The 21,430-nt window shown below is 58.5% G+C and carries 22 protein-coding genes; 15 read left to right on the top strand and 7 right to left on the bottom strand.

Annotation, left to right across the window (positions count from 1 at the left end):
• The first annotated feature begins 214 nt into the window (after positions 1 to 214).
• The 5 genes from R3D51_11305 (at position 215) to R3D51_11285 (ending at position 4,638) form a co-directional block, all read left to right on the top strand.
• A complete protein-coding gene (locus R3D51_11305) occupies positions 215 to 1,852 on the top strand; it encodes an NAD(P)/FAD-dependent oxidoreductase (protein MEZ5900065.1) in 1,638 nt (545 codons plus the stop codon).
• Between the two features lie 91 nt (positions 1,853 to 1,943).
• Complete coding sequence (locus R3D51_11300; protein ID MEZ5900064.1) at positions 1,944 to 2,732, top strand: sigma 54-interacting transcriptional regulator; 789 nt, start codon at positions 1,944 to 1,946, stop codon at positions 2,730 to 2,732.
• 34 nt (positions 2,733 to 2,766) lie between these two features.
• Positions 2,767 to 3,234 (top strand): LuxR C-terminal-related transcriptional regulator, encoded by a 468-nt coding sequence (locus R3D51_11295; protein ID MEZ5900063.1) that lies wholly within the window; start codon positions 2,767 to 2,769, stop codon positions 3,232 to 3,234.
• Positions 3,231 to 4,283 carry an alpha/beta fold hydrolase gene (locus R3D51_11290; GenBank protein ID MEZ5900062.1) on the top strand — a complete coding sequence of 351 codons (1,053 nt, stop codon included), beginning with the start codon at positions 3,231 to 3,233 and terminating at the stop codon, positions 4,281 to 4,283. Before R3D51_11295 ends, R3D51_11290 begins: the two co-directional genes overlap by 4 nt.
• A gap of 40 nt (positions 4,284 to 4,323) precedes the next feature.
• Positions 4,324 to 4,638: an EthD family reductase gene (locus R3D51_11285; GenBank protein MEZ5900061.1), complete on the top strand. Its 315-nt coding sequence runs from the start codon at positions 4,324 to 4,326 to the stop codon at positions 4,636 to 4,638.
• Positions 4,639 to 4,706: 68 nt separating this feature from the next.
• Here the strand turns inward: R3D51_11285 and R3D51_11280 are convergent, their stop codons facing one another.
• On the bottom strand, positions 4,707 to 5,591 hold the full coding sequence (locus R3D51_11280) for an AraC family transcriptional regulator (protein MEZ5900060.1): 885 nt from the start codon (positions 5,589 to 5,591) through the stop codon (positions 4,707 to 4,709).
• A 600-nt stretch (positions 5,592 to 6,191) separates the two neighbouring features.
• Here R3D51_11280 and R3D51_11275 point away from each other — a divergent pair.
• From R3D51_11275 to R3D51_11250, 6 genes are all read left to right on the top strand, one after another.
• The gene (locus R3D51_11275; protein MEZ5900059.1) at positions 6,192 to 6,632 is read left to right on the top strand and encodes a hypothetical protein; all 441 of its coding nucleotides are present in this window, start codon (positions 6,192 to 6,194) and stop codon (positions 6,630 to 6,632) included.
• Between the two features lie 445 nt (positions 6,633 to 7,077).
• Positions 7,078 to 7,290, top strand: coding sequence for a hypothetical protein (locus R3D51_11270; protein MEZ5900058.1), 213 nt, complete (start codon positions 7,078 to 7,080; stop codon positions 7,288 to 7,290).
• 199 nt (positions 7,291 to 7,489) lie between these two features.
• A complete protein-coding gene (locus R3D51_11265; GenBank protein ID MEZ5900057.1) occupies positions 7,490 to 8,185 on the top strand; it encodes a hypothetical protein in 696 nt (231 codons plus the stop codon).
• 99 nt (positions 8,186 to 8,284) lie between these two features.
• Positions 8,285 to 9,628, top strand: a complete 1,344-nt coding sequence (locus tag R3D51_11260; protein ID MEZ5900056.1) for a DNA methyltransferase — start codon at positions 8,285 to 8,287, stop codon at positions 9,626 to 9,628.
• The gene (locus tag R3D51_11255; protein ID MEZ5900055.1) at positions 9,625 to 10,002 is read left to right on the top strand and encodes a DUF5681 domain-containing protein; all 378 of its coding nucleotides are present in this window, start codon (positions 9,625 to 9,627) and stop codon (positions 10,000 to 10,002) included. Before R3D51_11260 ends, R3D51_11255 begins: the two co-directional genes overlap by 4 nt.
• Positions 9,989 to 11,173, top strand: a complete 1,185-nt coding sequence (locus tag R3D51_11250) for a hypothetical protein (protein ID MEZ5900054.1) — start codon at positions 9,989 to 9,991, stop codon at positions 11,171 to 11,173. The genes R3D51_11255 and R3D51_11250 overlap by 14 nt, the downstream gene beginning before the upstream one ends.
• A gap of 275 nt (positions 11,174 to 11,448) precedes the next feature.
• Here R3D51_11250 and R3D51_11245 read toward each other — a convergent pair whose 3' ends face one another.
• The 5 genes from R3D51_11245 to R3D51_11225 all read right to left on the bottom strand — a co-directional run bounded on the left by R3D51_11245 (position 11,449) and on the right by R3D51_11225 (position 16,572).
• Positions 11,449 to 11,868 (bottom strand): DUF302 domain-containing protein, encoded by a 420-nt coding sequence (locus R3D51_11245; GenBank protein MEZ5900053.1) that lies wholly within the window; start codon positions 11,866 to 11,868, stop codon positions 11,449 to 11,451.
• An 8-nt stretch (positions 11,869 to 11,876) separates the two neighbouring features.
• Positions 11,877 to 12,467, bottom strand: coding sequence for a Spy/CpxP family protein refolding chaperone (locus tag R3D51_11240; protein MEZ5900052.1), 591 nt, complete (start codon positions 12,465 to 12,467; stop codon positions 11,877 to 11,879).
• 244 nt (positions 12,468 to 12,711) lie between these two features.
• Entirely contained in the window at positions 12,712 to 13,671 is a 960-nt protein-coding gene (locus tag R3D51_11235) for an arsenic resistance protein (GenBank protein MEZ5900051.1), read from the bottom strand.
• Positions 13,672 to 13,936: 265 nt separating this feature from the next.
• Complete coding sequence (gene lspA / locus R3D51_11230) at positions 13,937 to 14,461, bottom strand: signal peptidase II (GenBank protein ID MEZ5900050.1); 525 nt, start codon at positions 14,459 to 14,461, stop codon at positions 13,937 to 13,939.
• Positions 14,458 to 16,572 (bottom strand): heavy metal translocating P-type ATPase, encoded by a 2,115-nt coding sequence (locus R3D51_11225; GenBank protein ID MEZ5900049.1) that lies wholly within the window; start codon positions 16,570 to 16,572, stop codon positions 14,458 to 14,460. Before R3D51_11225 ends, lspA begins: the two co-directional genes overlap by 4 nt.
• 126 nt (positions 16,573 to 16,698) lie before the next feature.
• Here R3D51_11225 and R3D51_11220 point away from each other — a divergent pair, with 126 nt between their 5' ends.
• On the top strand, positions 16,699 to 17,115 hold the full coding sequence (locus tag R3D51_11220) for a helix-turn-helix domain-containing protein (protein ID MEZ5900048.1): 417 nt from the start codon (positions 16,699 to 16,701) through the stop codon (positions 17,113 to 17,115).
• Positions 17,116 to 17,152: 37 nt separating this feature from the next.
• On the opposite strand, the gene R3D51_11215 is transcribed toward R3D51_11220, so the two are convergent.
• Positions 17,153 to 18,052, bottom strand: coding sequence for a cation diffusion facilitator family transporter (locus tag R3D51_11215; protein MEZ5900047.1), 900 nt, complete (start codon positions 18,050 to 18,052; stop codon positions 17,153 to 17,155).
• A 119-nt stretch (positions 18,053 to 18,171) separates the two neighbouring features.
• Between R3D51_11215 and R3D51_11210 the strand changes: the two genes are divergently transcribed.
• From R3D51_11210 to R3D51_11200, 3 genes are all read left to right on the top strand, one after another.
• Complete coding sequence (locus R3D51_11210) at positions 18,172 to 18,591, top strand: hypothetical protein (protein ID MEZ5900046.1); 420 nt, start codon at positions 18,172 to 18,174, stop codon at positions 18,589 to 18,591.
• A gap of 80 nt (positions 18,592 to 18,671) precedes the next feature.
• The gene (locus R3D51_11205; protein ID MEZ5900045.1) at positions 18,672 to 20,024 is read left to right on the top strand and encodes a TolC family protein; all 1,353 of its coding nucleotides are present in this window, start codon (positions 18,672 to 18,674) and stop codon (positions 20,022 to 20,024) included.
• 14 nt (positions 20,025 to 20,038) lie between these two features.
• The gene (locus tag R3D51_11200; GenBank protein ID MEZ5900044.1) at positions 20,039 to 21,430 is read left to right on the top strand and encodes an efflux RND transporter periplasmic adaptor subunit; all 1,392 of its coding nucleotides are present in this window, start codon (positions 20,039 to 20,041) and stop codon (positions 21,428 to 21,430) included.

The raw sequence follows: 21,430 nt of genomic DNA, 5'->3' as shown, positions 1-21,430 counted from the left end.
CAGCAGCCCGCCACCTCGATGTAGCCGCAGCGTCGCGGTAACAACGTACTAAGAGCCAGGCAGCCCTTGCAGAATGGCCACGTCGTACAAACCGGCGCTTGGTACAAATCATTCCAAACAACGCAATCGATCGTTCAAGCCCCTCAGGCTGAGCAGCTCGATACTCCCATCAAAATGAAAAGTCGTATCCGGCTTAATAAAAATGGGAGGAAATATGTTCTCATCGTCATCCAGCACGGCTCCGTCGACCTCAACAAAAACGTATGATGCCGTCGTCATCGGCGCCGGTGTCGCGGGTCTTCATGAAGTGCATCTTCTTCGGGAGCAGGGCCTGAAAGTCCGTGGCTTCGAGGCCGGGTCGGGCATCGGCGGCACGTGGTACTGGAACCGCTATCCTGGCTGCCGCTTTGACTCTGAAGCCTACATCTACCAGTATTTCTTCTCGCAAGAGCTCTACAATGCCTGGAGCTGGAGCGAGCGTTTTCCCGCTCAGCCCGAGATCGAGCGTTGGCTGAACTTCGTCGCCGATCGTTGCGATCTGCGTAAGGAATTCGAGTTCAATACTCGGGTCGAAAGCGCCCACTATAACGATGCGACGGGTCGTTGGACGGTCAAGACCGACAAGGGCGATGTTATCGATACCCAATTCTTGATCACGTGCTGCGGCATGCTCTCGGCGCCGCTGGACAAACGTTTTCCTGGCCAGGAGACATTCAAAGGTCAGCTGTATCACACGGCGCGCTGGCCAAAGACCCCTGTCAATTTCGCCGGAAAGCGAGTCGGCGTGGTCGGTAACGGCGCGACAGGTATCCAGGTGATTCAGACGATCGCGTCCGAAGTCGGCCACATGAAGGTGTTCGTGCGCACGCCGCAGTACATCATCCCGATGGTGAATCCCAAGTACTCCGCCGCGGACGTGGCCGCATACAAGACCCGCTTCGACGAACTCAAGACCACATGCCCGAACACGTTCACTGGCTTTGAATACGACTTCACGAACGGCGCCTGGGGAGAATTGACGCCTGCGCAGCGCGAGGAAGTCATGGAGCGCATCTGGAACGAGGGCTCGCTGCGATTGTGGATAGCTTCATTCGCAGAAATGTTCTCCGACGAGGATGCAAGTGAAGGCGTGTCGGAATTCGTGCGCAAGAAGATGCGCGAGCGGCTTAAGGATCCGGTGCTGTGCGATCTGCTCATTCCGAAGGACTATGGCTTCGGAACGCACCGAGTTCCGCTCGAAACGCGCTATCTCGAGGTGTTCCACCAACCGAACGTCGAGATCGTGAGCGTCAAGAACAACGCGATCGTCGAGGTCGTCCCGGAAGGCATCAAGCTCGCAAACGGTCAGGTGCATCAGCTCGACATCATCATTTTGGCAACAGGCTTCGATGCTGGCACCGGCGCATTGACGCGCATCGACATCCGCGGACGCGGAGGACGCCAGCTCAAGGACGATTGGGGTCGTGACATCCGCACCACGCTCGGCATGCAGGTGCATGGCTATCCCAACCTCTTCACGACGGGCGCGCCGCTCGCCCCATCCGCTGCGCTCTGCAACATGACGACGTGCCTGCAACAACAGACCGATTGGATCGCCGAGTGCATCAAGAATGTGCGCAAGATAGGCGCAAAGACGATCGAGCCGACGGAGCAGAGACAGGACGAGTGGGTCGCTCATCACGACGAACTTGCGAACGCCACGCTCGTTGTCCGTACGAACTCTTGGTACATGGGCTCGAACGTCGAGGGTAAGCCGCGCCGGCTGCTTTCGTATATCGGCGGCGTAGGACCTTACAAACAGCGTTGCGATGAAGTTACGCAAGGCGGTTATCGCGGCTTCGATATCCAATAGTCATGGATTGCGACAGCCACCTCAACTTCTCGATGGGCAAGGTAAGGGTGGCTGTTCTTTTCTTACAGGTCTGGAACCAAGATACGTGTTCATGGCGCCTATACTTGATGATTTGGCGGGCAACGACTTTGCGATGGCGCGCGTGGTTGAATTGTGCCGCAAGATTGCAGATAAGGATTTTCCGCTCCTCATTCTCGGGGAAACTGGCGTAGGAAAAGATACGCTTGCACGTGCGGTTCACACCGCCAGCAATCGATCACGAAAGCCATTTGTTGCCTTTAATTGCGCCGCGATTCCGAGCACCCTGCTGGCCAGCGAACTTTTTGGCTATGCTCCTGGAACGTTCACGGACGGTGCAAAAAGCGGTTACGCCGGCAAGCTCGTTGAGAGCGGCGGCGGAACCTTTTTTCTCGATGAGATCGGCGACATGCCACTCGATATGCAGGCGTATCTGCTGCGAGTACTCGAAGAGAGATCGGTCAACCCGCTCGGCTGCAACAAGAGCATCCCACTCGATATTCGATTCATCAGCGCCACTCACTGTGACTTGCTTGGCCTCGTTGCACAGGGACGGTTCCGCCAAGATCTGTACTACCGTATCAGCGGCGTGCGCGTGATGCTGCCTGCCTTGCGCATGCGACAAGATCTGGGGCATGTCATCGACCGCATGACCGCCGAGGAGGCCAAGGTTCAAGGTAAGGACATTACTTTGAGTTCGCGCGCACGGGATATTATGTGCCGGCACGACTGGCCAGGTAACTTCCGGGAATTGAAGAACCTGCTTCGTGTAACGATATCGTCGTGCGAACGCCCCCAAATAACCGTCGCCGATCTGCCTCATCCGTTGGTGGAATTTGCCAGCGGGAGTTATCCTTGCTGAATGAGCCGCCTGAACGAGAAGTAAGGCTGGATGAATGAAAGACGCTTATTCCTGCGCGCAACGACAAGCTCTCAAGCCCGCCGATCTCGTCGAACTTAGAAAGCTGACACCGCAACAATTGCGCGTGTTCCTTCTGATTGGCAAGGCTCTGACGAACAAGGCCATTGCTCAGGAACTCAACATTGCGGAGACAACCGTCAAGGCGCACGTGTCGGTGATCTTCAAGCTGGCCCGTTGCCGAAATCGTGTCGAGGCGGCCCTGTTGGCGCACCGTATGCATCACGCCATTCCCGATGACGTCGAGAGGCTGAACGGGGAGGCAAGCGTGCCAGCTGACCGCTCCGCCCGAGCTTGTGTCATCAGAAATGCCTGTCGCGCCTGCGCGGGCAATATCATTCCAAATCCAGAACCTGAATGTTCTAGAGCATATCGCCCCAAGTTCCGAGACTGCCAGCCAGAAAGCCGATTGAACGGCCAAAGAAAGTTCGGGAGGACAACATGATTGAGAACGCATTTTATTCGCAAGATGTGCATGGACCCTACAAACTTCACAACATCGGCGACTTCGTTCTCGAAGACGGTGGTACGATCCGCAACTGCCAACTCGCAGTCGCCACCTATGGCACGCTAAATGCCGCGAAAGACAACGCGATACTGATTCCGACTTGGTATTCCGGCACTTCTAAGATCATGGCCGACGTATATACAGGCGCAGGCCGCGCGCTCGATCCCAGCAAGTACTTCATTATCATCATCAATCAAATCGGGAACGGGCTATCGACGTCGCCACACAACACACCGCTCCCCGGCGGAATGGGGAACTTCCCGAAAGTCCGGATCAGCGATGACGTACGGGCGCAATACAAGGTGCTGACGAAGGACTTCGGCATTCAGCGCCTAGCGCTCGTAACCGGCGGCTCAATGGGCGCGCAACAAACTTACGAGTGGGCGGTACGCTTCCCTAACATGGTGGCCCGAGCGGCACCGATCGCCGGAACGGCGCAAAACACTACCCACGACTTCCTTTTCGCCGAGACGCTTATAGAGGCGATCACTTCGGATACATCATGGAACAATGGCTTCTACTCACGCTCCGAATGCGTGCGCGAAGGCCTTCTACGGCACGCAAAATTGTGGGGCGTAATGGGCTGGAGCACCGAATTCTTCGTTCAAAAGCGATATCAGCAGCTCGGTTTCTCTTCCCTTGAGGATTTCACGATCAACTTCATGGGCGGGTATTTTGGCCCCATGGACCCCAACGATCTTCTGGCCATGGCTTGGAAGTGGCAGCGCGGCGACGTTGCGCGAAATACCAACGGAGACTTGAGCGCAGCGCTTCGCCGCATAAAGGCCAAGACATTCGTTATGCCGATTAGCCATGACATGTTCTTTCCGCCGGCGGATTGCGAGAGGGAGTGCAAGATGATAGCCGGTGCTGAATTCCGACCGATCAACACGATCGACGGGCATCTTGGGCTTTTTGGAACAGATGCTACGTTTGCAGGTCAGATCGATCAACACCTGAACGACTTGCTGAGCATGCCTGCTTAACTGCTTGGCTAAAGCTGCCATAGGCGATCGGAGACACGAGATGATAAAAGTCAGCGTAATGTATCCCTACACCTCGGGAATGCGGTTTGATCACGACTACTACCGCGACAAGCATATGCCGCTGGTCAAAAACAAGATGGGCGACAAGTGTAAGTTTTACACGGTCGACAAAGGCATTGCCGGTGGCGCGCCCGGCGCACCCCCCACCTATATCGGCATGTGTCACATCTTCTGCGACTCGGTCGAGGCGTTCCAAGCCGGATTCGGCCCAAACGCCGGCGACATTCTGGCGGACATAAAGAACTACACGGATGCAACGCCGGTCATTCAGATCAGCGATGTGGTGGTCGGCTGACGGCAACAACAGGAACTACCAGCGTAACTTGCTTGCGCTGTGGTTCCCAGAGAACATGACCACGCTCGCTACGTGTTGGCGTTTTTCCGGTACTCACCGGGCGTGATCTTGAACTCGCGCCGGAACAGCCTCGTCATGTGGCTTTGATCCGAAAAGCCGCAGCTGGCTGCGACGCATTTCAACGGCGTGTCGCCTGCCTCAATCATGCATCGCGCTCGCTCAAGGCGGCGCAAAGTAAGATATACATACGGTGGACAGCCGAACGTCTCGTGGAATTGGCGGATCAGATGAAAAACGCTAATCCCTGCCACTTTTGCTATGTCGGCGAGGCTCAAATTTCGATCGAGGTTTCCTTCGATGAATTCTTTCACCCTCTTTGTCTGCAGGGGTGACAAGCCGCCTCTGGCCTGTTTGGCTTCGCGAAGCTCTGCCGCATAGTTCCGCAGAAGATGCACGCACACTTGGTTTGTAACCGCCTCGACGAACAAGGTGCCGCCGAGCCCGCCGGTGTTCAACTCGTTCATCAGCGTCGTCATGGCATTGATCAAAGCAGGATCGTCGGCTCGCAGAATATCCTGTAACTCGACGACTTTGATATCCCGACCGTAGGCATCGCTGGCGATTTCTGCAACTTTCTCCGGCGAAATATAAAGGTGCTGCACTTCAATCGGCACGGACCAATGCCAATGGGAATCCGTCGAGTGAGTCAAAAGCGAAACGGTACCAGGGCCAACTTGCTCATTTCGCCATGGACCACACACTTTGCGATTCATCGGGGTGAGCCCGTCGCGATAAACCACGATCACGTAATCCCGCATGGCGGGAATGGGGACGTCCAGCGACTGATAGTGATAGCCGCGGACCCGTACATCCTTCCAGTTTTGAGAAGCACTATCGACGGTCAGTTCGCCTGGAACCCAGATCGGCAGCTCCTCGGGTGTAATCAGCGGCATTACGGTCCTCCGTCGCCGCTCGGGACGGCGTGAAGTGCATTTCCTCTGACGCGTCCGTGTGCGCAGGTAGATGCCAGCGCCCGGTTTGCTTTTTTGCAATCTCTGGCCTCGCCAGCGGGCGAGACTAAAGATTTGATACAGGTCAAACGTCGTGCGGCATTGTATCACGATGCCGAAATTCTTATCACGATATTGCTTTTCTGAAGCGAGCGAGAAGCCAACAAGAGCAGCTAATTCATTACTTTTCAAAGCGGTATCAGGCTTGGCTGTGTTGAGACGTCGGTGTGTTTATTTTGCTCAACGCGCCCAGTTTATCAGCTTGTCAGCCCGCTACGTCGGCCATTATTGCGTCGGCGTCGGATAGCTGCATGACCAGCTATCAAACGATTTCAGCCGTAGACACTTCCCCGCTTGCCACGAGATTTTCAAACTGCTCTTCGGGAGTCCGCGGAGCGCTGTGAGTTGTCTCATGGAAGCTCCTAGTGTGCGCCTGCCGTCTCCATGCCGTGCACATAATTGGGAGACCAATCAGGTAGTATGTGACGACGATCACCGGTACGAGCTGACAAAATTTCAAAGTCCAAGATCTCGACGATCACTATGCGACGGGAAGCAATGGCGGAGAAAGTCGATCCGACGCTGGTCCGGCTGATCCAGGAAGCCTTCGCTGTTCGCGATGACGTATTGGCCGATACTAGCGAGACGTTGAATGCGATCACTGCGCGTCGCGGGAAGAGCAAAGGGTATCTCACCGCTCTGATGCGCCGCTGCTACCTCGCCCCGAGCATCATCGATGACATACTAAGCGGTCGGCAGCCGCCAGAACTGAGTGCCAAGCGTCTCTTGAGAACCTCGGCAAGTCTGCCACTCGACTGGTCGTCTCAGCGCGCGCACCGCAGGTTCACCTCGCGGTCCCAGCAGTCGCGTTTAGAAAAATTCCGCCCGCCCCGAAAAGTCGTGCCAGAGATATTCTGTCAGGATCGGCCTGCGAAGGGAGGCCTCCCGTCTCAGGACCCGCCTCGACACTGGCCACGCCGGTAACCCACGGAAATGAGGCGGCTTTCAACACCGCGCGGTGCGAACGGGAGAACCCACGAAATCGGTGAAAAGGCTGGCTGTGCTGGCAGTCTGGCGCGAACGGGTCTCAGTATGTCCGGGCCAATAACAGGGAATTTTCCGCATTTTCGGCGCGTTTACCCAGAACTCAGTCGCTAATTCAGGCGAAAAGTGGGGCTTCAGCGCGTCAATTCCCTGCATTCGGATCAGGTAATATTGTGACGCGGAACAGTGAACGTCAGCAGAGTAACAGCGACATTATTCTCGATAGCAGGCGACCTTTGAATCGAGTGCCTCTTAAGGACGGCCAACCGCCAGGCACGCCGACTTGGACTCGGAAATCTGCTGTTTTCTTGTCGATGCTGGAAGGTAGCGCATGGCCTAATTAGTCGATCGCCCGATCGTCCGGGTGATAACGAGTGAGCTGACCATGAAAAAACCAGCGAAGCGCCTACCCTACCGCACAGCACTTCGGAGATGCATCGTCTCGATGCCGATCGACAATGGCGTCTTGGTCGAGCCGGAGGCTTTCATCCGCGAAGGCACTGAAGACATGCTTTCGCATTTTGCGAACTCAGATGAGGAAGTCCTTTTCGCAAAGGCCACCCTCGAAATCGTGGTGAAGCTGCCAAGTCGCAACTGACCTGGACAATATTTGAGACGAGCACGAAGCGGGGGCGGCCTTGTCGTCCCCGCTTCAAACTTGTTGGCTACCCTGAGGGTCCTTCTAGCGGCGTCAACGAAACTTTCGCTACTTCGCATCTGACCACCAATGGTGAACAGCCGGCAGGCTGGCATGCGGTTTGCTTAACGACGATAATGAAGCCTCTGAGTTAAGCGCCATGGCCAAGAAACCGAAGATCGTTAACCGTCGCAACGTCGATCTCAGCCCTTTCGCCTCGGCCAAGCGCAAGCTTGAGGCCGATCCCAAGGCTTGGGTCGAGACGACCTATCTGCACGCTTCAATCAAGGCAAACGCTCGCGAACCCATTCCACGAATTGTGCTCGACCATCTGAGCGAACGCCTCAACGGTAAGGCAAAGAGGCGGCAAGGGCGTGGACGGACTTCTGCGAAAAACAGTTCCAGCGAATGCGCGAGCGATCTCAGCCCATTCGCCTCCGCTCAGCGCAACCTTGAGGCCGATCCCAAAGCCTGGATCGAAACCAGCTACCTTGTCGTTGAAATCAAGCGGAACGCTCGCGAACCTATTCCACAAATTGTACTCGCTCATCTGAGCGATCGCCTGGACGGCAAGGCCAAGAAGCGTCAGGGCCGCGGGCGGATTACCCCTGGCCGTCAGTTTACAAAGATGTTCATTGCCACGAGTTTTGACCGACGCGAATCTTGGTTGGCGTGGCGACAAGCCGCGTGTGGGCTTGAAGGGTGGCGACGAATTCGGAGAGCCGAATGGTGGCAGGGCCCGCCTAGCGAGCGAGCCGCCCGCATGGTTCAGGCACGTCTCAAACTGAACATCGGATGGGAGCGGGTGCGGAACATTGCCTACGAGGTGAGGAAGGCCTCGCAGAAAAAGGCCTGACCCGCTGTTGAGAGAAAACTCTCGATTTCTCGTCGATGACCGTGCTGTGACAGTCCAATAGATAAGAAGGTCGAACTCTGTCTTTCGGAGCCCCGACCTATGTCTGCAAAGCTCGCCATTGAGCACGTCGCCGTTGCTGCCCTTAAATCATACAGCAGCAACGCGCGAACGCACAGTCCCAAGCAAATCGCCGAGATCGCATCGAGCATCAAGGCCTTCGGCTTCAATAACCCGGTTCTCATCGACAAGGCCGGGACCATCATCGCCGGCCACGGCCGCGTCGAAGCCGCGAAGAAGCTCGGCTTGGCTACCGTGCCGTGCTTGCGCCTTGAACACCTCACCGACGCTCAGAAGCGCGCCTACATCCTCGCAGACAATAAGCTCGCCGAGAAGGCCGGCTGGGATCGCGAGATCCTCAGAATCGAGTTGCAGCATTTAACGACGCTTGAGCTTGACTTCGACGTCACGATCACAGGCTTCGAAATGGCCGAGATCGACGTTCTGCTTGGCGAGGCTGAGGCGAAACCCGACGCAGACGACGTTGTGCCGCCACCGGCCGACGGTCCAGCCGTCACGCGGCTCGGCGACCTCTGGCAGACCGGCGGCCATCGCTTGATCTGCGGCGATGCGACCGACCTCGAAACCTCGGCGCGCCTGCTCGATGGCGCCAAAGCGCAGATGGTCTTCACGGACCCACCCTACAACGTGAAGATCGATGGCCATGTCTCGGGCCTCGGCGCGGTCAAACACCGCGAGTTCGCGTTTGCGTCTGGTGAGATGACGGAAGCCGAATTCACGGCCTTTCTTGAGCGCGTTTTCGCCAACCTCGTTCTTCGCGCCATCGATGGCGCGATCCATTTTGTGTGCATGGACTGGCGCCACCTTGGCGAAGTTCTCGCCGCTGGCGGCCGGACGTTCAACGAGCTCAAGAACATCTGCGTCTGGAACAAGACCAACGGCGGCATGGGGTCGCTCTACCGCTCACAGCACGAGATGGTCTTTGTCTTCAAGAGTGGCACCGCGCCCCATATCAACAACGTCGAACTCGGCCGCCATGGCCGCTACCGCACGAATGTGTGGACCTATGCCGGCGCCAACACCTTCAGCGCGACGCGTGAGGCGGACTTGGCGATGCATCCGACCGTCAAGCCGGTCGCGCTTGTCGCGGACGCCATTCTCGACTGCTCGAGGCGTCGGGGAATCGTCCTCGATGCGTTCGCCGGCTCGGGCACGACGCTGGTCGCCGCCGAGCGCACGGGCCGACGCGGCTATGGGATCGAACTCGATCCCGTCTACTGCGACACCATCGTGAAGCGCGTGAGTGGCGTCTCGGGTGTCGAGGCCCGCCTTTCGGCGACGGGGCAGACATTTGCGGAGGTCGCGGCCGAGCGGCTTGGCGAGGCCGCCTCTGTGCAGAGCGGGTGCTCGGAGGTCTCATCATGAGTGCCGAGGATGACGACAAAGTCGGCTACTGCAGGCCTCCGATGCACAGCCGGTTCAGACCAGGTCAGTCGGGTAACCCGCGCGGCCGACCGCGCAAGAGCCGCAGCATCGAAGCCATGATCAAGCGCGAGCTCGATCAGACGGTCGTGCTCAAGGAAGGCGGCCGCGAGATCCGCTTGAGCAAGCGCGAAGCCTTGATCAAGCAACTCGTCAACCGCGCCATCAGTGGCGACCAGAAGCCAATGCAGCTCGTCCTCGCGCACCTCGAGAAGCACAAGGACATCGAGCCCTTCACAGCGACAGAGGCGGATGACGCCGAGTTGCTGAAGGCGCTCGGATCGCCACCGACAGGAGACGACAATGACCAAGGCTGAACAGATCAAGGCGCTCTACCGGTCGAACTTCTCGGCCTTCTTGAGATTTGCGTTTCGGGAGCTGAACCCCAAGACGGCACTGGTCGACACCTGGCACATCGATGTGCTGGCTGACTATCTGGAGCGGGTGGCCAAAGGCGAGATCACGCGGCTCATCATCAACCTGCCCCCGCGATGCTTGAAGTCGCTGGCGGCCTCAATTGCGCTGCCGGTGTGGATGCACGGACGCAATCCCGAACTCAAGATTATGTCGATCGCCGGCTCGCGTGAGCTGGCCGGGGACTTCGAGCGCGCGACGCAAGACCTTCTGCGGTCGCAGCGTTGCCAGGCCCTGTTTCCGCATCTGAAGCCCGAGGGCCGCGGCGGCAACCTCTATCTGCCTCATGGCGGCCAGCGGATCTCGGGCGTGGTTGGCGGCATCCTGGTCGGTCGTGGCGCCGACCTCATTGTCGTCGATGATCCGATCGCGCCGGCCCGCGTGCACGACGAGCCGCGCCGTCGGGCCGTCAACAAGTGGTTCGATGCCGAGGTCATCCCAAGGCTGAACGATAAGGACAAAGGCCGGGTCGTCGTCGTCATGCAGCGGCTGCATCACGAGGATCTCAGTGGCCATCTGCTGTCAGGCGAGCTGCCATGGACGCACCTCAACTTGCCGGCGATTGCCACCGAGCACGAAGAGTGGAAGCTGTCGCGCGGTGGCGTCATCACGCGCCAGAAAGGCTATCCGCTGGCGCCCAAGATCGACAGCTGGGTGCCCCTCTACCGTCGCATGATGGACATGGGGGCGTATAATTTTTCCGCGCAGTATCAGCAGAAGCCCTACGTGCACATGAACGACGAGGAGGTGCGAGGGGGCTGGTTTGCGCAGCCGGATGAGTTTGGTTTTCCGATGAGCGCACTGTGCAAGGTACCCGAAACAGCCATCTTGGCTTACGAGCTTTTCGGGATCGGTGATCGACATCCGGCCATGCCGGCGCGTGAGATGTCGCGCGAGGAATGGGAGCGGTATGCTGTTTGGACGATGGATTATCAACGGCGCTTGCAAGAAAATCCGAATGCCCCGTGGGGGCCGCCGGAGAACGAGGCGGCGCTTCTGGCCGAGTATCGGGCAGGTCCGACTGCATATGTGCAGGAGCCGATCGATGATGACGATCCTTATGCCTTCAAATAGGCGATCGATTGCCGTTCCTCACGCTGGTCAATCGCTCGATCTCCTAAAGAGCCGAGCGTGTGCGTGGGCCAGAATCCACGTCAGCAATTTTGGCCGTTCGCGCGCCAATTACATCACAGAGTTCCTTGCGCATCGGCCGGCTCTACAGGCACCTCCGACGGCTTACGGAAGCGAAGAAGTGCTAGGTCGCGGTACAAAGCGTAGAACACTGAGTACACGTGGCGTTGGTGCGGGCAGGCCAGCGAGAGGCTTCCCGCCAGGAGTGCAGACCAAATTCAGACGCCGTGTGGCTGTCGTCTGTCGCCTCCGCACAATGATTCAATGACCTTTTCCAACTTTGCTCGGACAAACGCTGCCTTGTCGAGTAGCGCGGGATTGTCGATGGCGGCCATCGAGGCGACCGGGTTGATCGCTGCCACCTCGACGCGCCCCGGTGCCAGCTCCTGAACGATGACATTGCAGGGAAGCATCGTTCCGACCTTGTCCTCGAGCTTGAGCGCCTCGTGGGCCAGCGCAGGGTTGCACGCTCCCAGAATGCGGTATGGACGAAACTCAACGCCGATTTTGCTCTTGAGTGTCTTCGTCACGTCGATCTCGGTGATGTTGCCAAAACCCTGCTCCTTGAGCTTCTCGGCCGTCAGAGTGACGACGTCATCGAAGCCCATCAACAAAACCTTGTTGAAGTAATAACTCATGTATTCTCTCACATCATGCAACAGCCCATGCCGAGCAGCATATCAGCCTTCTTTTTCTGGTCGTCATTCAGAACCTTGTAGAGCGCTTCGGTTGCTGGCTTGAGCGCATTCATGCTGTCCATCATGCTCTGCATAGCCGTGGTATGGGCGTTCATACGGTCAATGGCCGTGCCGCCCTGCATCGCCTGCATCATCGTCGTGTGCATGCTTTGCATGGCATCGCCGCGAGCCTTGACCGCGCTCACGTAGCCGTCCCAAGCCGCGGCCTGCGTGTCGGTGATGCCCAGTTCGGCCTTCAGATAGGCAAGACGGCCTTCCATCATGGGACCCATGCCCATCATCATGCCTGGTCCCATGCCCTGACCCATCATACCCATACCCATCGGCATATTGCCCGTCATGCCTGGGCCCATCATCCCCCGCATACCCTGACCCATCATGCCCATTCCCATGTTGCTGCCCATCATGGGACAGCCACCCATCATCCCCATGCCTTGACCCATCGGCATATGCTGACCCTGTTTTTGGTCTTGAGCCAGCGAACCAGTCGCAGCCGCTGCCAGGAGTGCCGCTGCGATCACCCATTTACGCATGGTCATGTGCTTTACTCCTCAATGCTACGTCTTTCTTTCTGATTTCTTCATTGTGGCTTGCTTGCAGGAACCGGTCATCGTTTCTTAAGTCGGTGTCAGCGCTCCGTACTTGACTTGGATCAAACCTAACCCAACCAGCTCTGCGCGGGTAACCGCAAGCGTCAGCGTATCATGATACGCTCACTGCCATTTCTAAGGAAACTGAAATCCTAGGAGATAGATTCTGCGGCATTGTCCGAACAGCTCGGATCTAAATTCGGAACCGCGGAATAACGCGGATGTAGACCAGCTCGCTGAGCAACTCCACCAATGTCTGTGCCACGATCACTGCGGGGATGACTGGGATTGCGCCTGGGACAGAAAGCGCCAAGGGCAGGATAACCAGCGAATTGCGCGTCGCAGCACTGAACGCGACGGCTCTGCCTTGATCCGGTGGAAGAGAGAATGCGCGGGCGACAAGCCAGCCCGCCACGGGCGCGACCAGCGCAAAGGCCACGTAAATCGGCACCACCTTCATCACGCTGCTTATGGCAGGGCCGAGCTGCGGCACCACCGAGCAAATGACGACGAACAAGACCAGGGCTGTGGCTGGGACCGGCAGGATACCAAGTGCGGCCACCCCTATTTTTGCGGCTTTGACCCTGCGTTCGAGGACTTGGAAGCCCGCTGCAAGAAGAAGTGGACCGGCTATCAAGAGGGCAAAGGCGTGAACGAAGGGCCCTGGCTGCACCAGAGCGGCGGCATCGTCTCCAACGAAGGCGCCAAGATAGAGCGGGAGCAACGCCATCTGTGCTAACAGCAACAACGGAGTCGAGGCCAAAAGGGATTTGGCGTCGGCGCGGCCGAGGTGGGAGAACGTCACCACGTAATCGACGCAGGGCGTTAGCAGAACGAACAGGACCCCTATGACGAGCAGCGGCTCCCTCGGCAAAAAAGTAATGAGCACTGCGACGAGCAGCGGAACCACAATGAAGTTGCCCACGGCCAGCGCGGACAGAAAGCGGACATCCGTGAATGCCTTTCCAAGATCCGCGAGCGGCACCTGGAGAAAAGTCACAAACAGCATCAGCGCAAGCGTCGGATTAATAAGCGGCTCCAAGGCGCCGCTTCCCGGCCATGCCCAGGAAACAGCAAGTCCGAGAACGACGCTGATGAAGTACAGGGCGACTTGATTTTGCTCCAATGCCTCGCGGATAGGATAAAGCTTCATGGTGTCATCGTCTCATGGCTTCAGGGATTGGCATGCGGCTCAGATGCGAGTGGTAACATGCAGCAACCAGGGCGGCATGACTTGCTCAACAGAGGTTTGAAGTGCACGATCGGTCTCCCCGACAGGGTCATTAGGCCCGCCAAGACGAGAAACACGCCGAGGACGAGCTTGAGGCCTTCTGCGGTCAGCGTGACGCGCCCAGGCCAACAGCCGTTGGCCAGCGCCGCCGTCCAAAGTGACGGTCGGTAAATTTGAAGGGCTGTAGTCATCGTGCAGTCCCTCGCGACGCGATATCGTCATTTTTGCCGAGCGATGTGATTGCCAGCAGGACGATGACGCCGACCGCGATTGCTGCATCCGCGAGATTGAACGCGGGCCAGTGATAGTCCCAGACATGAAAATCGAGGAAATCAACAACCGCGCCAACGCGAATACGATCCAAAGAGTTGCCAAGCGCGCCGCCAATGATCAATCCGAACGCGGCGGCCTCCCACCGGGTGGTTGATCGGATCAGGAGAAACCCAAATAGCGCAACGATGACGAGCGTAATTCCGGCCAGAAGCAAAGGGCGGTCCGCGAATGTCTCAGCGAACATGCTGAAAGATACCCCTTGGTTAAAACTGAGACGCAGATCGAAGAATGGCAGCACGAATTGGACGCTCCCACGCTCAAGCGCCGCTAACGCCATCAACTTCGTGGCTTGATCCAAAACGAAGGCGATAAGGATCGCCGCCAATCCGAACAGTCGTGTCAGGCGGGGCGGTGCCAAGGTGTCCATTGCGCTGCTCATGCGATCTCCTGAGACGATGCTGTCGCTGCCGGACGAAATCGCAGCAGGCGCAACGCATTTGCGGTCACCAGCACGGTGGCCCCTGTATCTGCGAGGATGGCCATCCACAGCGAGCTGACACCGAGCAGTGTCGTGACCAGAAACACGGCCTTCAGCCCGAGCGCGAGCGCGATATTCTGCCAGATATTCGATAAGGTCGCCCGCGCGAGACTGACAAGTTCAGCAACGCCGGTGACATGGTTGCTGAGCAAGGCTGCATCGGCGGTTTCCAGCGCGACATCGGTCCCGCCCCCCATCGCGATGCCGACTGAGGATACCGCAAGGGCAGGCGCGTCATTGATGCCATCCCCCACCATGGCCACTGGGCCAGCCGTCTTGAGTTCAGCAATGGCTTGGAGTTTTGCTTCAGGCAACAGCTCGGCGCGTACATCGAGGCCAAGGGCGCTGGCTATGGCTTGACCCGTGCGCCGGTTGTCGCCGGTCAGCATGATGGTGTCCACGCCGAGCGCCTTTAGCCACCTGATCCCGGCTACGGCATCGGGGCGCGGTTCGTCGCGGAGCGCAATAAGGCCGAGCGCGCGCTCATTCGTGGCCACGATCACGACTGTCTTTCCTTCCGCCTCAAGCCGCTGCACCACGCTCTCGAAGGAAGGGGGCAGCAGGTTAAATTCGGCTGCATGACGCGGAGAGCCGACCGAGATAAAGCCATCGCGCAGACGCGCGACAACGGCTTTGCCTGGAACCGCAGAAGCGCCGCCGAAGGCTTCTGGTATGGTGAGCCCGCGCATCTTGGTCGCTGCGATAATCGCAAATCCGAGCGGATGGCTGGACCCCTGCTCGACGGCGGCAGCTTTCGCCAGCACCTCACTGTCGTCGCCTTCGATGGCAATGACATCGGTCACCTGTGGCTTGCCAACGGTTAAGGTGCCAGTCTTGTCAAAGGCGACGGTCTTGATCTTGCCGAGAGTCTCCAAGGCTGCACCGCCCTTGATGAGAAGCCCGCGTCGGGCCCCGGCCGCTAAACCGGAGGCAATGGCGGCAGGCGTAGAGATAACAAGCGCGCAGGGGCAGGCGATGAGTAGGGTAGCAAGGCCGCGGTAGATCCAGGTTTCCCAGTCTGCCCCAAAGAGCAACGGTGGTATGATGATAATCAGCGCCGCAGCGACCATTGACGCTGGCGTATAGTACGCTGCGAACTGGTCGATAAAGCGGGCCGTAGGCGCTTTAGAAGTCTGTGCCTGCTCCACCAGATGAATGATGCGCGCGATGGTGTTGTCGGCTGCGGTCTTGGTGATTGATATCCTGAGCAAGCCGTTGCCGTTAATGCTGCCGGCATAGACCATCGCCTCAATAGTCTTAAGGACGGGAACCGATTCGCCCGTGACGGGGGCTTCGTCGAGTTCCGACGTCCCCTCGATGATTTTTCCGTCTGATGGAACCCGGTCGCCGGGTCGCACCACGACGACATCGTCGACACGCAGCTGTTCGACGGGCACTTCCCGCACTTCGCCATCTTGCTCGATTTTGGCGGTACGCGGCACCAATCCGATTAGTGCTTTGATGCCAGCCCTTGCGCGACCTGCCGCAACGGTCTCCAGAAGCTCACCGACGGCAAAGAGGAAAATCACAACCGCTGCTTCCTCGGTCGCGCCGATGGCAACGGCTCCGGCCGCCGCTACGCTCATGAGCGTTTCGATGCTGAAAGGCGTGCCAGACATGGCGCCCATGACCGCGCGGCGCGCTATGGGGACGAGACCAATGACGGCGGCTGAGAGATAAGCGTAAAATGAGAGGTCGGGTGCAACCCAGGCGACAATTGCCGCCGCTGCAAGCAGGACTGCGCTCACAAGGACAAGTTGCCCCTTGCGCGTTTGCCACCACGGCCGATCAGCCCGCTCGGTCAAATGGGTCGAGATGACCTGCTCAGTCGCCAGTGCACGCGGCGTGTAGCCAAGGCTGCGGATCTTGTCCTCTATCGCTTGGCGCGAGCTCTGATCCGCGTCGTGGTTCAGGTCCAGCGTCTCGGCGCCATAATTGACGTTGATGTCGGCAACGCCGGGGAGACGCTTCAGGGCGTTCTCGATCTTGAGCGCGCACGCGCCGCAATCCATGCCCTCGACGCCCATCTTGAGCGCGTGGATGTTTGTTGAGGGTCGTTCGACAGCTGTCACGTTTTTTGGACTTTCTCTCGTTATGAGATCATACTGCACCCTGTAGTAACTACAGGGTCAACACTTATGAGTTCAGGCGTCCTCACGATCGGCGATTTGTCCAAAGCAACCGGCACCAAGGTCGAGACGATCCGCTATTACGAGCGGATCGGATTACTTCCCGCCCCTGATAGGACGAGTGGAAACTACCGCGCCTATGGGAAAAGCGATCTCGGTCGACTGAGCTTCATTCGTCGTGCCCGCGATCTGGGTTTTGGCCTGGAGCAGGTGAGGGAACTTCTGGGTCTGTCGGATCAGAAGCAGCGTTCCTGCGAAGCTGTCGATGTCATCGCTCGCGACCATCTCGCAGACGTCGATCGCAAACTGGCCGATTTAAAGGCTCTACGGCGCGAACTCGACAGTATCATCCGCTATTGCGGTCGCGGCACCATTGGCGAGTGCCGAATTATTGAAGCGCTGGCTCCGATCGATCCACGGCATTGATGAAAGCCGATGGTGGAAACGCTCCTTACAGCCTGGCCTAGTGCAGCCCGTGCTGATCGCGCCCGTCACGGCAGTCCGTTCGCTCGGTCTGCAACGTGACATGATCAATACTAAAGCGTTCTTCGAGCAGCTCGGCTGCTTTCTCGCGAACTTTATCCGCGTCCGGCGCGTCCCCGAGCACGAGATGGACCGATAAGGACGGCATCTCAGAACTCAGTGCCCACACATGGAGGTCGTGAATGTCACGCACGCCGGGGACGGCGCGCAACGCCGTTTCGATCGCGACCACGTTGATGCCTTCGGGCACGCCTTCCAGCAGAACGTTCATGGTCTCACTAAAGAGCTGCCACGTTCGCGGCAGCACCCATAATCCAATCGCCACGGCAACCAGCGGATCGACCCAACGCCAACCGGTGAGCCAAATGATTATGGCAGCGGCCATGACTCCAATCGAGCCGAGCATGTCGCTCCAGACTTCCAGATAGGCGCCTTTCACGTTGAGGCTCGACTGTGCGTTGCCTGCCAGCAGTCGCATGGCGGCAAGGTTCACGAGAAGGCCGAGGAACGCCACCACGAGCATTGGTAGGGATTGGATTTCAGTTGGGGCGAGAACCCGCTGGTAGGCTTCATACAGAATGTAGGCAGCCACACCGAACAGCAGGATCGCGTTGAAGGCTGCGGCAAGAATTTCGAAGCGGCGGTAGCCGAAGGTCCGCCGGCTGTCGGCAGGCCGTTCGCCCACCTTGATGGCGGCGAGAGCAATCGCGAGCCCGGCAGTGTCGGTCAGCATGTGCGCGGCATCGGAAATGAGCGCCAGGCTGCCGGTCAAGATACCGGCCACCACCTCGACGACCAGGAACGTCCCTGTCAGCGCCAGGGCTTTTGTCAGCGCGGATGCGCTGGATGACGTATGCCCGTGGTCGTGACCGGCGCCCATCTGATCTCCTCGTTACGGAAATATAACTGATGTGCATACAGGCAACACCTGCCTTGCCGGATTGCCAAGCAGCAGAAAATCTTGATAGTGCTTCTGGATGAGGAGTCTATGATCATACCATGCGACGATCCTTAACCGTTTTGCTGCTTGCGCTGTTTATCCCGGCCACCGTGGTTGCCGGGTCGATGCGCTTGTGCATCGGCAACGACGGCCACCGGATGGTGGAGTTCGTCCACAGCTCCATGCACCACCAGAACGACCATGTCGTTGACGTTGCGCCAGAAAAGGCTTCGCAAACTGTCAGTCTGGAGAACGGCCCGGATTGCATCGACATCGGTCTTCAGGCGACGGCAACGGTCACGTTCTCCTCGATCAAGAAGCAGTCGACGGATGACGGCGGTGATTCGCCGCTGCAAATCGGAACCACACCTCTCGTGTTCCAGCCGGAGCAAATCCTTGTCGCTTCGAGCAGCTATGCTGTGGCGCTGTCCGGCGACCCGCGTCTTGACGCCTTGAGCACGGTTATCCTCCTCATTTAGCGCCTCCCGTCTGATCTTTGGCTGCGCACGTCGGCACACTTGCTGACGGCGCAAAACTTGATTCGATGCCTGGGGGCCCTATGGCGAAACGTTCTAAATTTTACTTCTGGCTGGCTGTGGCGATGGCCACGGCCTGCTCGGGCTATGGCGCAACGGGCGAAGAACTTTCCGGCTGGAGCACGGAAACGGCAGTGTCCGGGGAAGCCGGACCGGTAATGTTTCCATCAGTCAGCGCTACGTCGACCTTAAGCTATGAAAACCGTCTGACGCTGCGCGACGCAGTCAGCCGGACGTTGGCTTACAATCCCTCCGTTCGCGCGGCCTACCACGAAATTCAGGCTCGCGATGGTGAAGCCTTTCAAGCCTCACGCCGGCCCAATCCAGAGTTGTTGCTGGAGGTCGAGAACTTCGGCGGCTCAAAGGATAAGCGCGACTTCGATGTCGCTGAGGAAACTGCCAGTCTGACCCAGCTCATTGAACTCGGCGGCAAGCGCTATGCGCGTCTGCAGGCCGCTCAACTCGAGACGTCCCTCGCCACGTGGGACTACGAGGGCATCCGCGTCCAGATGGCGACCTTGGCCGCCCAGTCGTTCGTGGACGTGCTCACCGCGCAGGAGCGGGTGAAGGTCCTGGGTGAGTTTGTCTCGATAGCAGAGAAGACGCGCAAAAGCGTCGATGCCCGCGTCAAGGCCGGCAAGGCCAGTCCGATCGAGCTGGATCGTGCTTTGGTGGCGGCCGCGCGAGCCAAGGCCCTTCAGGGTGCGGAGAAGGCGCGGCTGGATGCGGCCAAGCGTAAGCTTTCGACACTATGGGGTGCGCATGCGCCCGATTTCGGCGCAGCAGCTGGCCGGCTTGGCAACGGTATTAGCGTGCCTTCCGTTGAAGCATTGAAAACCTTTCTCGATAGCAATCCAACGCTGGCGCGCTGGAGTGATGAGGTTGGCCGCCGTGCCGCCCAGGTGAATCTGGAGAATGCCAAAGCCATCCCCGACCTTCGCGTTGGTGCCGGGGTGCGTCAGTTCAATGAGAACGACTCCACGGCGATCGTCGCGTCCGTAGCGATCCCGCTACCGATTTTTGATCGCAATGACGGCAACATCGCCGCCGCCGAGAGCCGACTTGCGAAGGCGGAGACCGATGCGCTGGCTGTGCGCGACGAACTTCTGCGCGCGCTGATTGAGGCCGTTGGCGATCTTGAAGTCGCGGCGACGCAGCTCAATGGGTTGAAGCGCGATGTGCTGCCTGTGGCGCAGACGGCCTTCGATCGCACCAAACTCGGCTACGACGAGGGCAAGTTCGATCTGTTGAATGTGCTCGATGTTCAGCGCTCGGTGTTCGAGGTGCGGCTCGATCTGCTCAATGCCCGCGCCGACTACGAAAAGGCACGGGTCAAGGTCGAAGCGCTTATCGGGCGCGACATCAAGGAATTCTAGGAAAGCGTTGCTAAATGAAGTTCACCTCGAAACTTACCCTAGCCATTGCAGCAGCTCTTTTGGGCTTGTTCGTAGCGTATCGCGAGACCAGCTCCATGTGCGGACCCGCGAAGGTGGATGCGCATGGGCATGGCCACGGTCATGGAGAAGAGCAGGATGCTGACCATGCGGCTGAGGGCTTCGGCGCGAAGGTCTGTGAGGACGGATTCGTCCGGGCGGTTTGGGAATCGATGTGGCCTTCTAGCCCTGAGATAGCACCGGTTGCGAAAGCCGACGGCGACCACGCTAAAGAGGCTACTAGTGAGAAGGATGAGCACGGTCATGCCCACGGCAAGGAAGAAGGTGAATCGTCGGAAGGGCTGATCAAACTGAGTGCCGAACAGATCAAGGCTGCAACAATCGAGATGCAGCCGGCGGCTTCCGGCAAGCTCAGCAAGGAAGTCGCTGCTCCAGGCCGGATAACGATGAATGCCAATGCCCAGGCCCGGGTTGTACCCAAACTGACCGGTACCGTGGCGAGCGTTGATCGGCAACTTGGCGATACCGTAGCTGTTGGCGATCTTCTTGCCACGATCGACAGCCGCGAAATGGCCGATGCAAAGGCTGATTTTCTGGCGGCGTCGCGCACCGAGGAACTGGCGCGCTCAACTTATGAGCGGGAAGAGCGACTGTGGAAGCAGAAGGTGACCGCGGAGCAGGAATACCTCGCCGCCCGCAACGCTCACGCAGAAGCCAAAATCAGGCTCGATGTTGCGCATCAGCGCCTGCACGCAATCGGACTCTCTGACGACGAAATTAAACGGCTACCCAAGATCGGGGACGAGAGCAGTTTTCGCATCTACGAGCTGCGGGCGCCCATCGCCGGTCAGGTCACCGCGCGTGACCTGGTGCTCGGCCAGACCGTTGGAACCGACAAAGAAGTGTTCACGATCGCCGATCCGGCAAAGGTCTGGATTGAGTTAGCTGTTGCGCCCAATGACCTGTCGTTCGCCAAACAAGGTCAAATGGTGCGCGTGCAATCGGGCACTAGGCAGGCAAGTGGAAGGATCTTCGCGCTGAGCCCCGTGATCGATGCCGAGACCCGCTCAGCCAAGGCCATCGCCGAACTGGACAACGCTTCAGGCATCTGGAAGCCCGGCGACTATGTGGATGCGCGCCTCATCGCGTCAGAGCAGGAAGTCGACATTCTGGTGCCCGCTGGCGCCATTCAGACGGTCAAGGGGTCCAAGGTGGTGTTCGTCAGCGAAAGCGGCGGCTTCCGTGCGCGGCCGGTGACAACGGGCCGCGAGGATTCGAAATACGTCGAGATCATTTCAGGGCTCGAATTCGGCGAAACGGTCGCCACCTCCAACACCTTCACGCTCAAGGCCGAGCTCGGCAAAGCCGAAGCCGAGCATGAGCATTGA

It is taken from the genome of Hyphomicrobiaceae bacterium, assembly GCA_041397645.1.
In the GTDB taxonomy this organism is placed as follows: domain Bacteria; phylum Pseudomonadota; class Alphaproteobacteria; order Rhizobiales; family Hyphomicrobiaceae; genus Hyphomicrobium_B.
This window is presented reverse-complemented; position numbering and strand designations above follow the sequence as displayed.

Coding starts and splice junctions, on each gene's coding strand:
- R3D51_11275 (MEZ5900059.1), top strand. CDS start 6,192: ATGCGACGGGAAGCAATGGCGGAGAAAGTCGATCCGACGCTGGTCCGG.
- R3D51_11215 (MEZ5900047.1), bottom strand. CDS start 18,052: ATGGGCGCCGGTCACGACCACGGGCATACGTCATCCAGCGCATCCGCG.
- R3D51_11270 (MEZ5900058.1), top strand. CDS start 7,078: ATGAAAAAACCAGCGAAGCGCCTACCCTACCGCACAGCACTTCGGAGA.
- R3D51_11205 (MEZ5900045.1), top strand. CDS start 18,672: ATGGCGAAACGTTCTAAATTTTACTTCTGGCTGGCTGTGGCGATGGCC.
- R3D51_11200 (MEZ5900044.1), top strand. CDS start 20,039: ATGAAGTTCACCTCGAAACTTACCCTAGCCATTGCAGCAGCTCTTTTG.
- R3D51_11285 (MEZ5900061.1), top strand. CDS start 4,324: ATGATAAAAGTCAGCGTAATGTATCCCTACACCTCGGGAATGCGGTTT.
- R3D51_11265 (MEZ5900057.1), top strand. CDS start 7,490: ATGGCCAAGAAACCGAAGATCGTTAACCGTCGCAACGTCGATCTCAGC.
- R3D51_11235 (MEZ5900051.1), bottom strand. CDS start 13,671: ATGAAGCTTTATCCTATCCGCGAGGCATTGGAGCAAAATCAAGTCGCC.
- R3D51_11245 (MEZ5900053.1), bottom strand. CDS start 11,868: ATGAGTTATTACTTCAACAAGGTTTTGTTGATGGGCTTCGATGACGTC.
- R3D51_11260 (MEZ5900056.1), top strand. CDS start 8,285: ATGTCTGCAAAGCTCGCCATTGAGCACGTCGCCGTTGCTGCCCTTAAA.
- R3D51_11240 (MEZ5900052.1), bottom strand. CDS start 12,467: ATGACCATGCGTAAATGGGTGATCGCAGCGGCACTCCTGGCAGCGGCT.
- R3D51_11225 (MEZ5900049.1), bottom strand. CDS start 16,572: ATGGATTGCGGCGCGTGCGCGCTCAAGATCGAGAACGCCCTGAAGCGT.
- R3D51_11210 (MEZ5900046.1), top strand. CDS start 18,172: ATGCGACGATCCTTAACCGTTTTGCTGCTTGCGCTGTTTATCCCGGCC.
- lspA (MEZ5900050.1), bottom strand. CDS start 14,461: ATGAGCAGCGCAATGGACACCTTGGCACCGCCCCGCCTGACACGACTG.
- R3D51_11300 (MEZ5900064.1), top strand. CDS start 1,944: ATGGCGCCTATACTTGATGATTTGGCGGGCAACGACTTTGCGATGGCG.
- R3D51_11295 (MEZ5900063.1), top strand. CDS start 2,767: ATGAAAGACGCTTATTCCTGCGCGCAACGACAAGCTCTCAAGCCCGCC.
- R3D51_11305 (MEZ5900065.1), top strand. CDS start 215: ATGTTCTCATCGTCATCCAGCACGGCTCCGTCGACCTCAACAAAAACG.
- R3D51_11250 (MEZ5900054.1), top strand. CDS start 9,989: ATGACCAAGGCTGAACAGATCAAGGCGCTCTACCGGTCGAACTTCTCG.
- R3D51_11280 (MEZ5900060.1), bottom strand. CDS start 5,591: ATGCCGCTGATTACACCCGAGGAGCTGCCGATCTGGGTTCCAGGCGAA.
- R3D51_11290 (MEZ5900062.1), top strand. CDS start 3,231: ATGATTGAGAACGCATTTTATTCGCAAGATGTGCATGGACCCTACAAA.
- R3D51_11255 (MEZ5900055.1), top strand. CDS start 9,625: ATGAGTGCCGAGGATGACGACAAAGTCGGCTACTGCAGGCCTCCGATG.
- R3D51_11220 (MEZ5900048.1), top strand. CDS start 16,699: ATGAGTTCAGGCGTCCTCACGATCGGCGATTTGTCCAAAGCAACCGGC.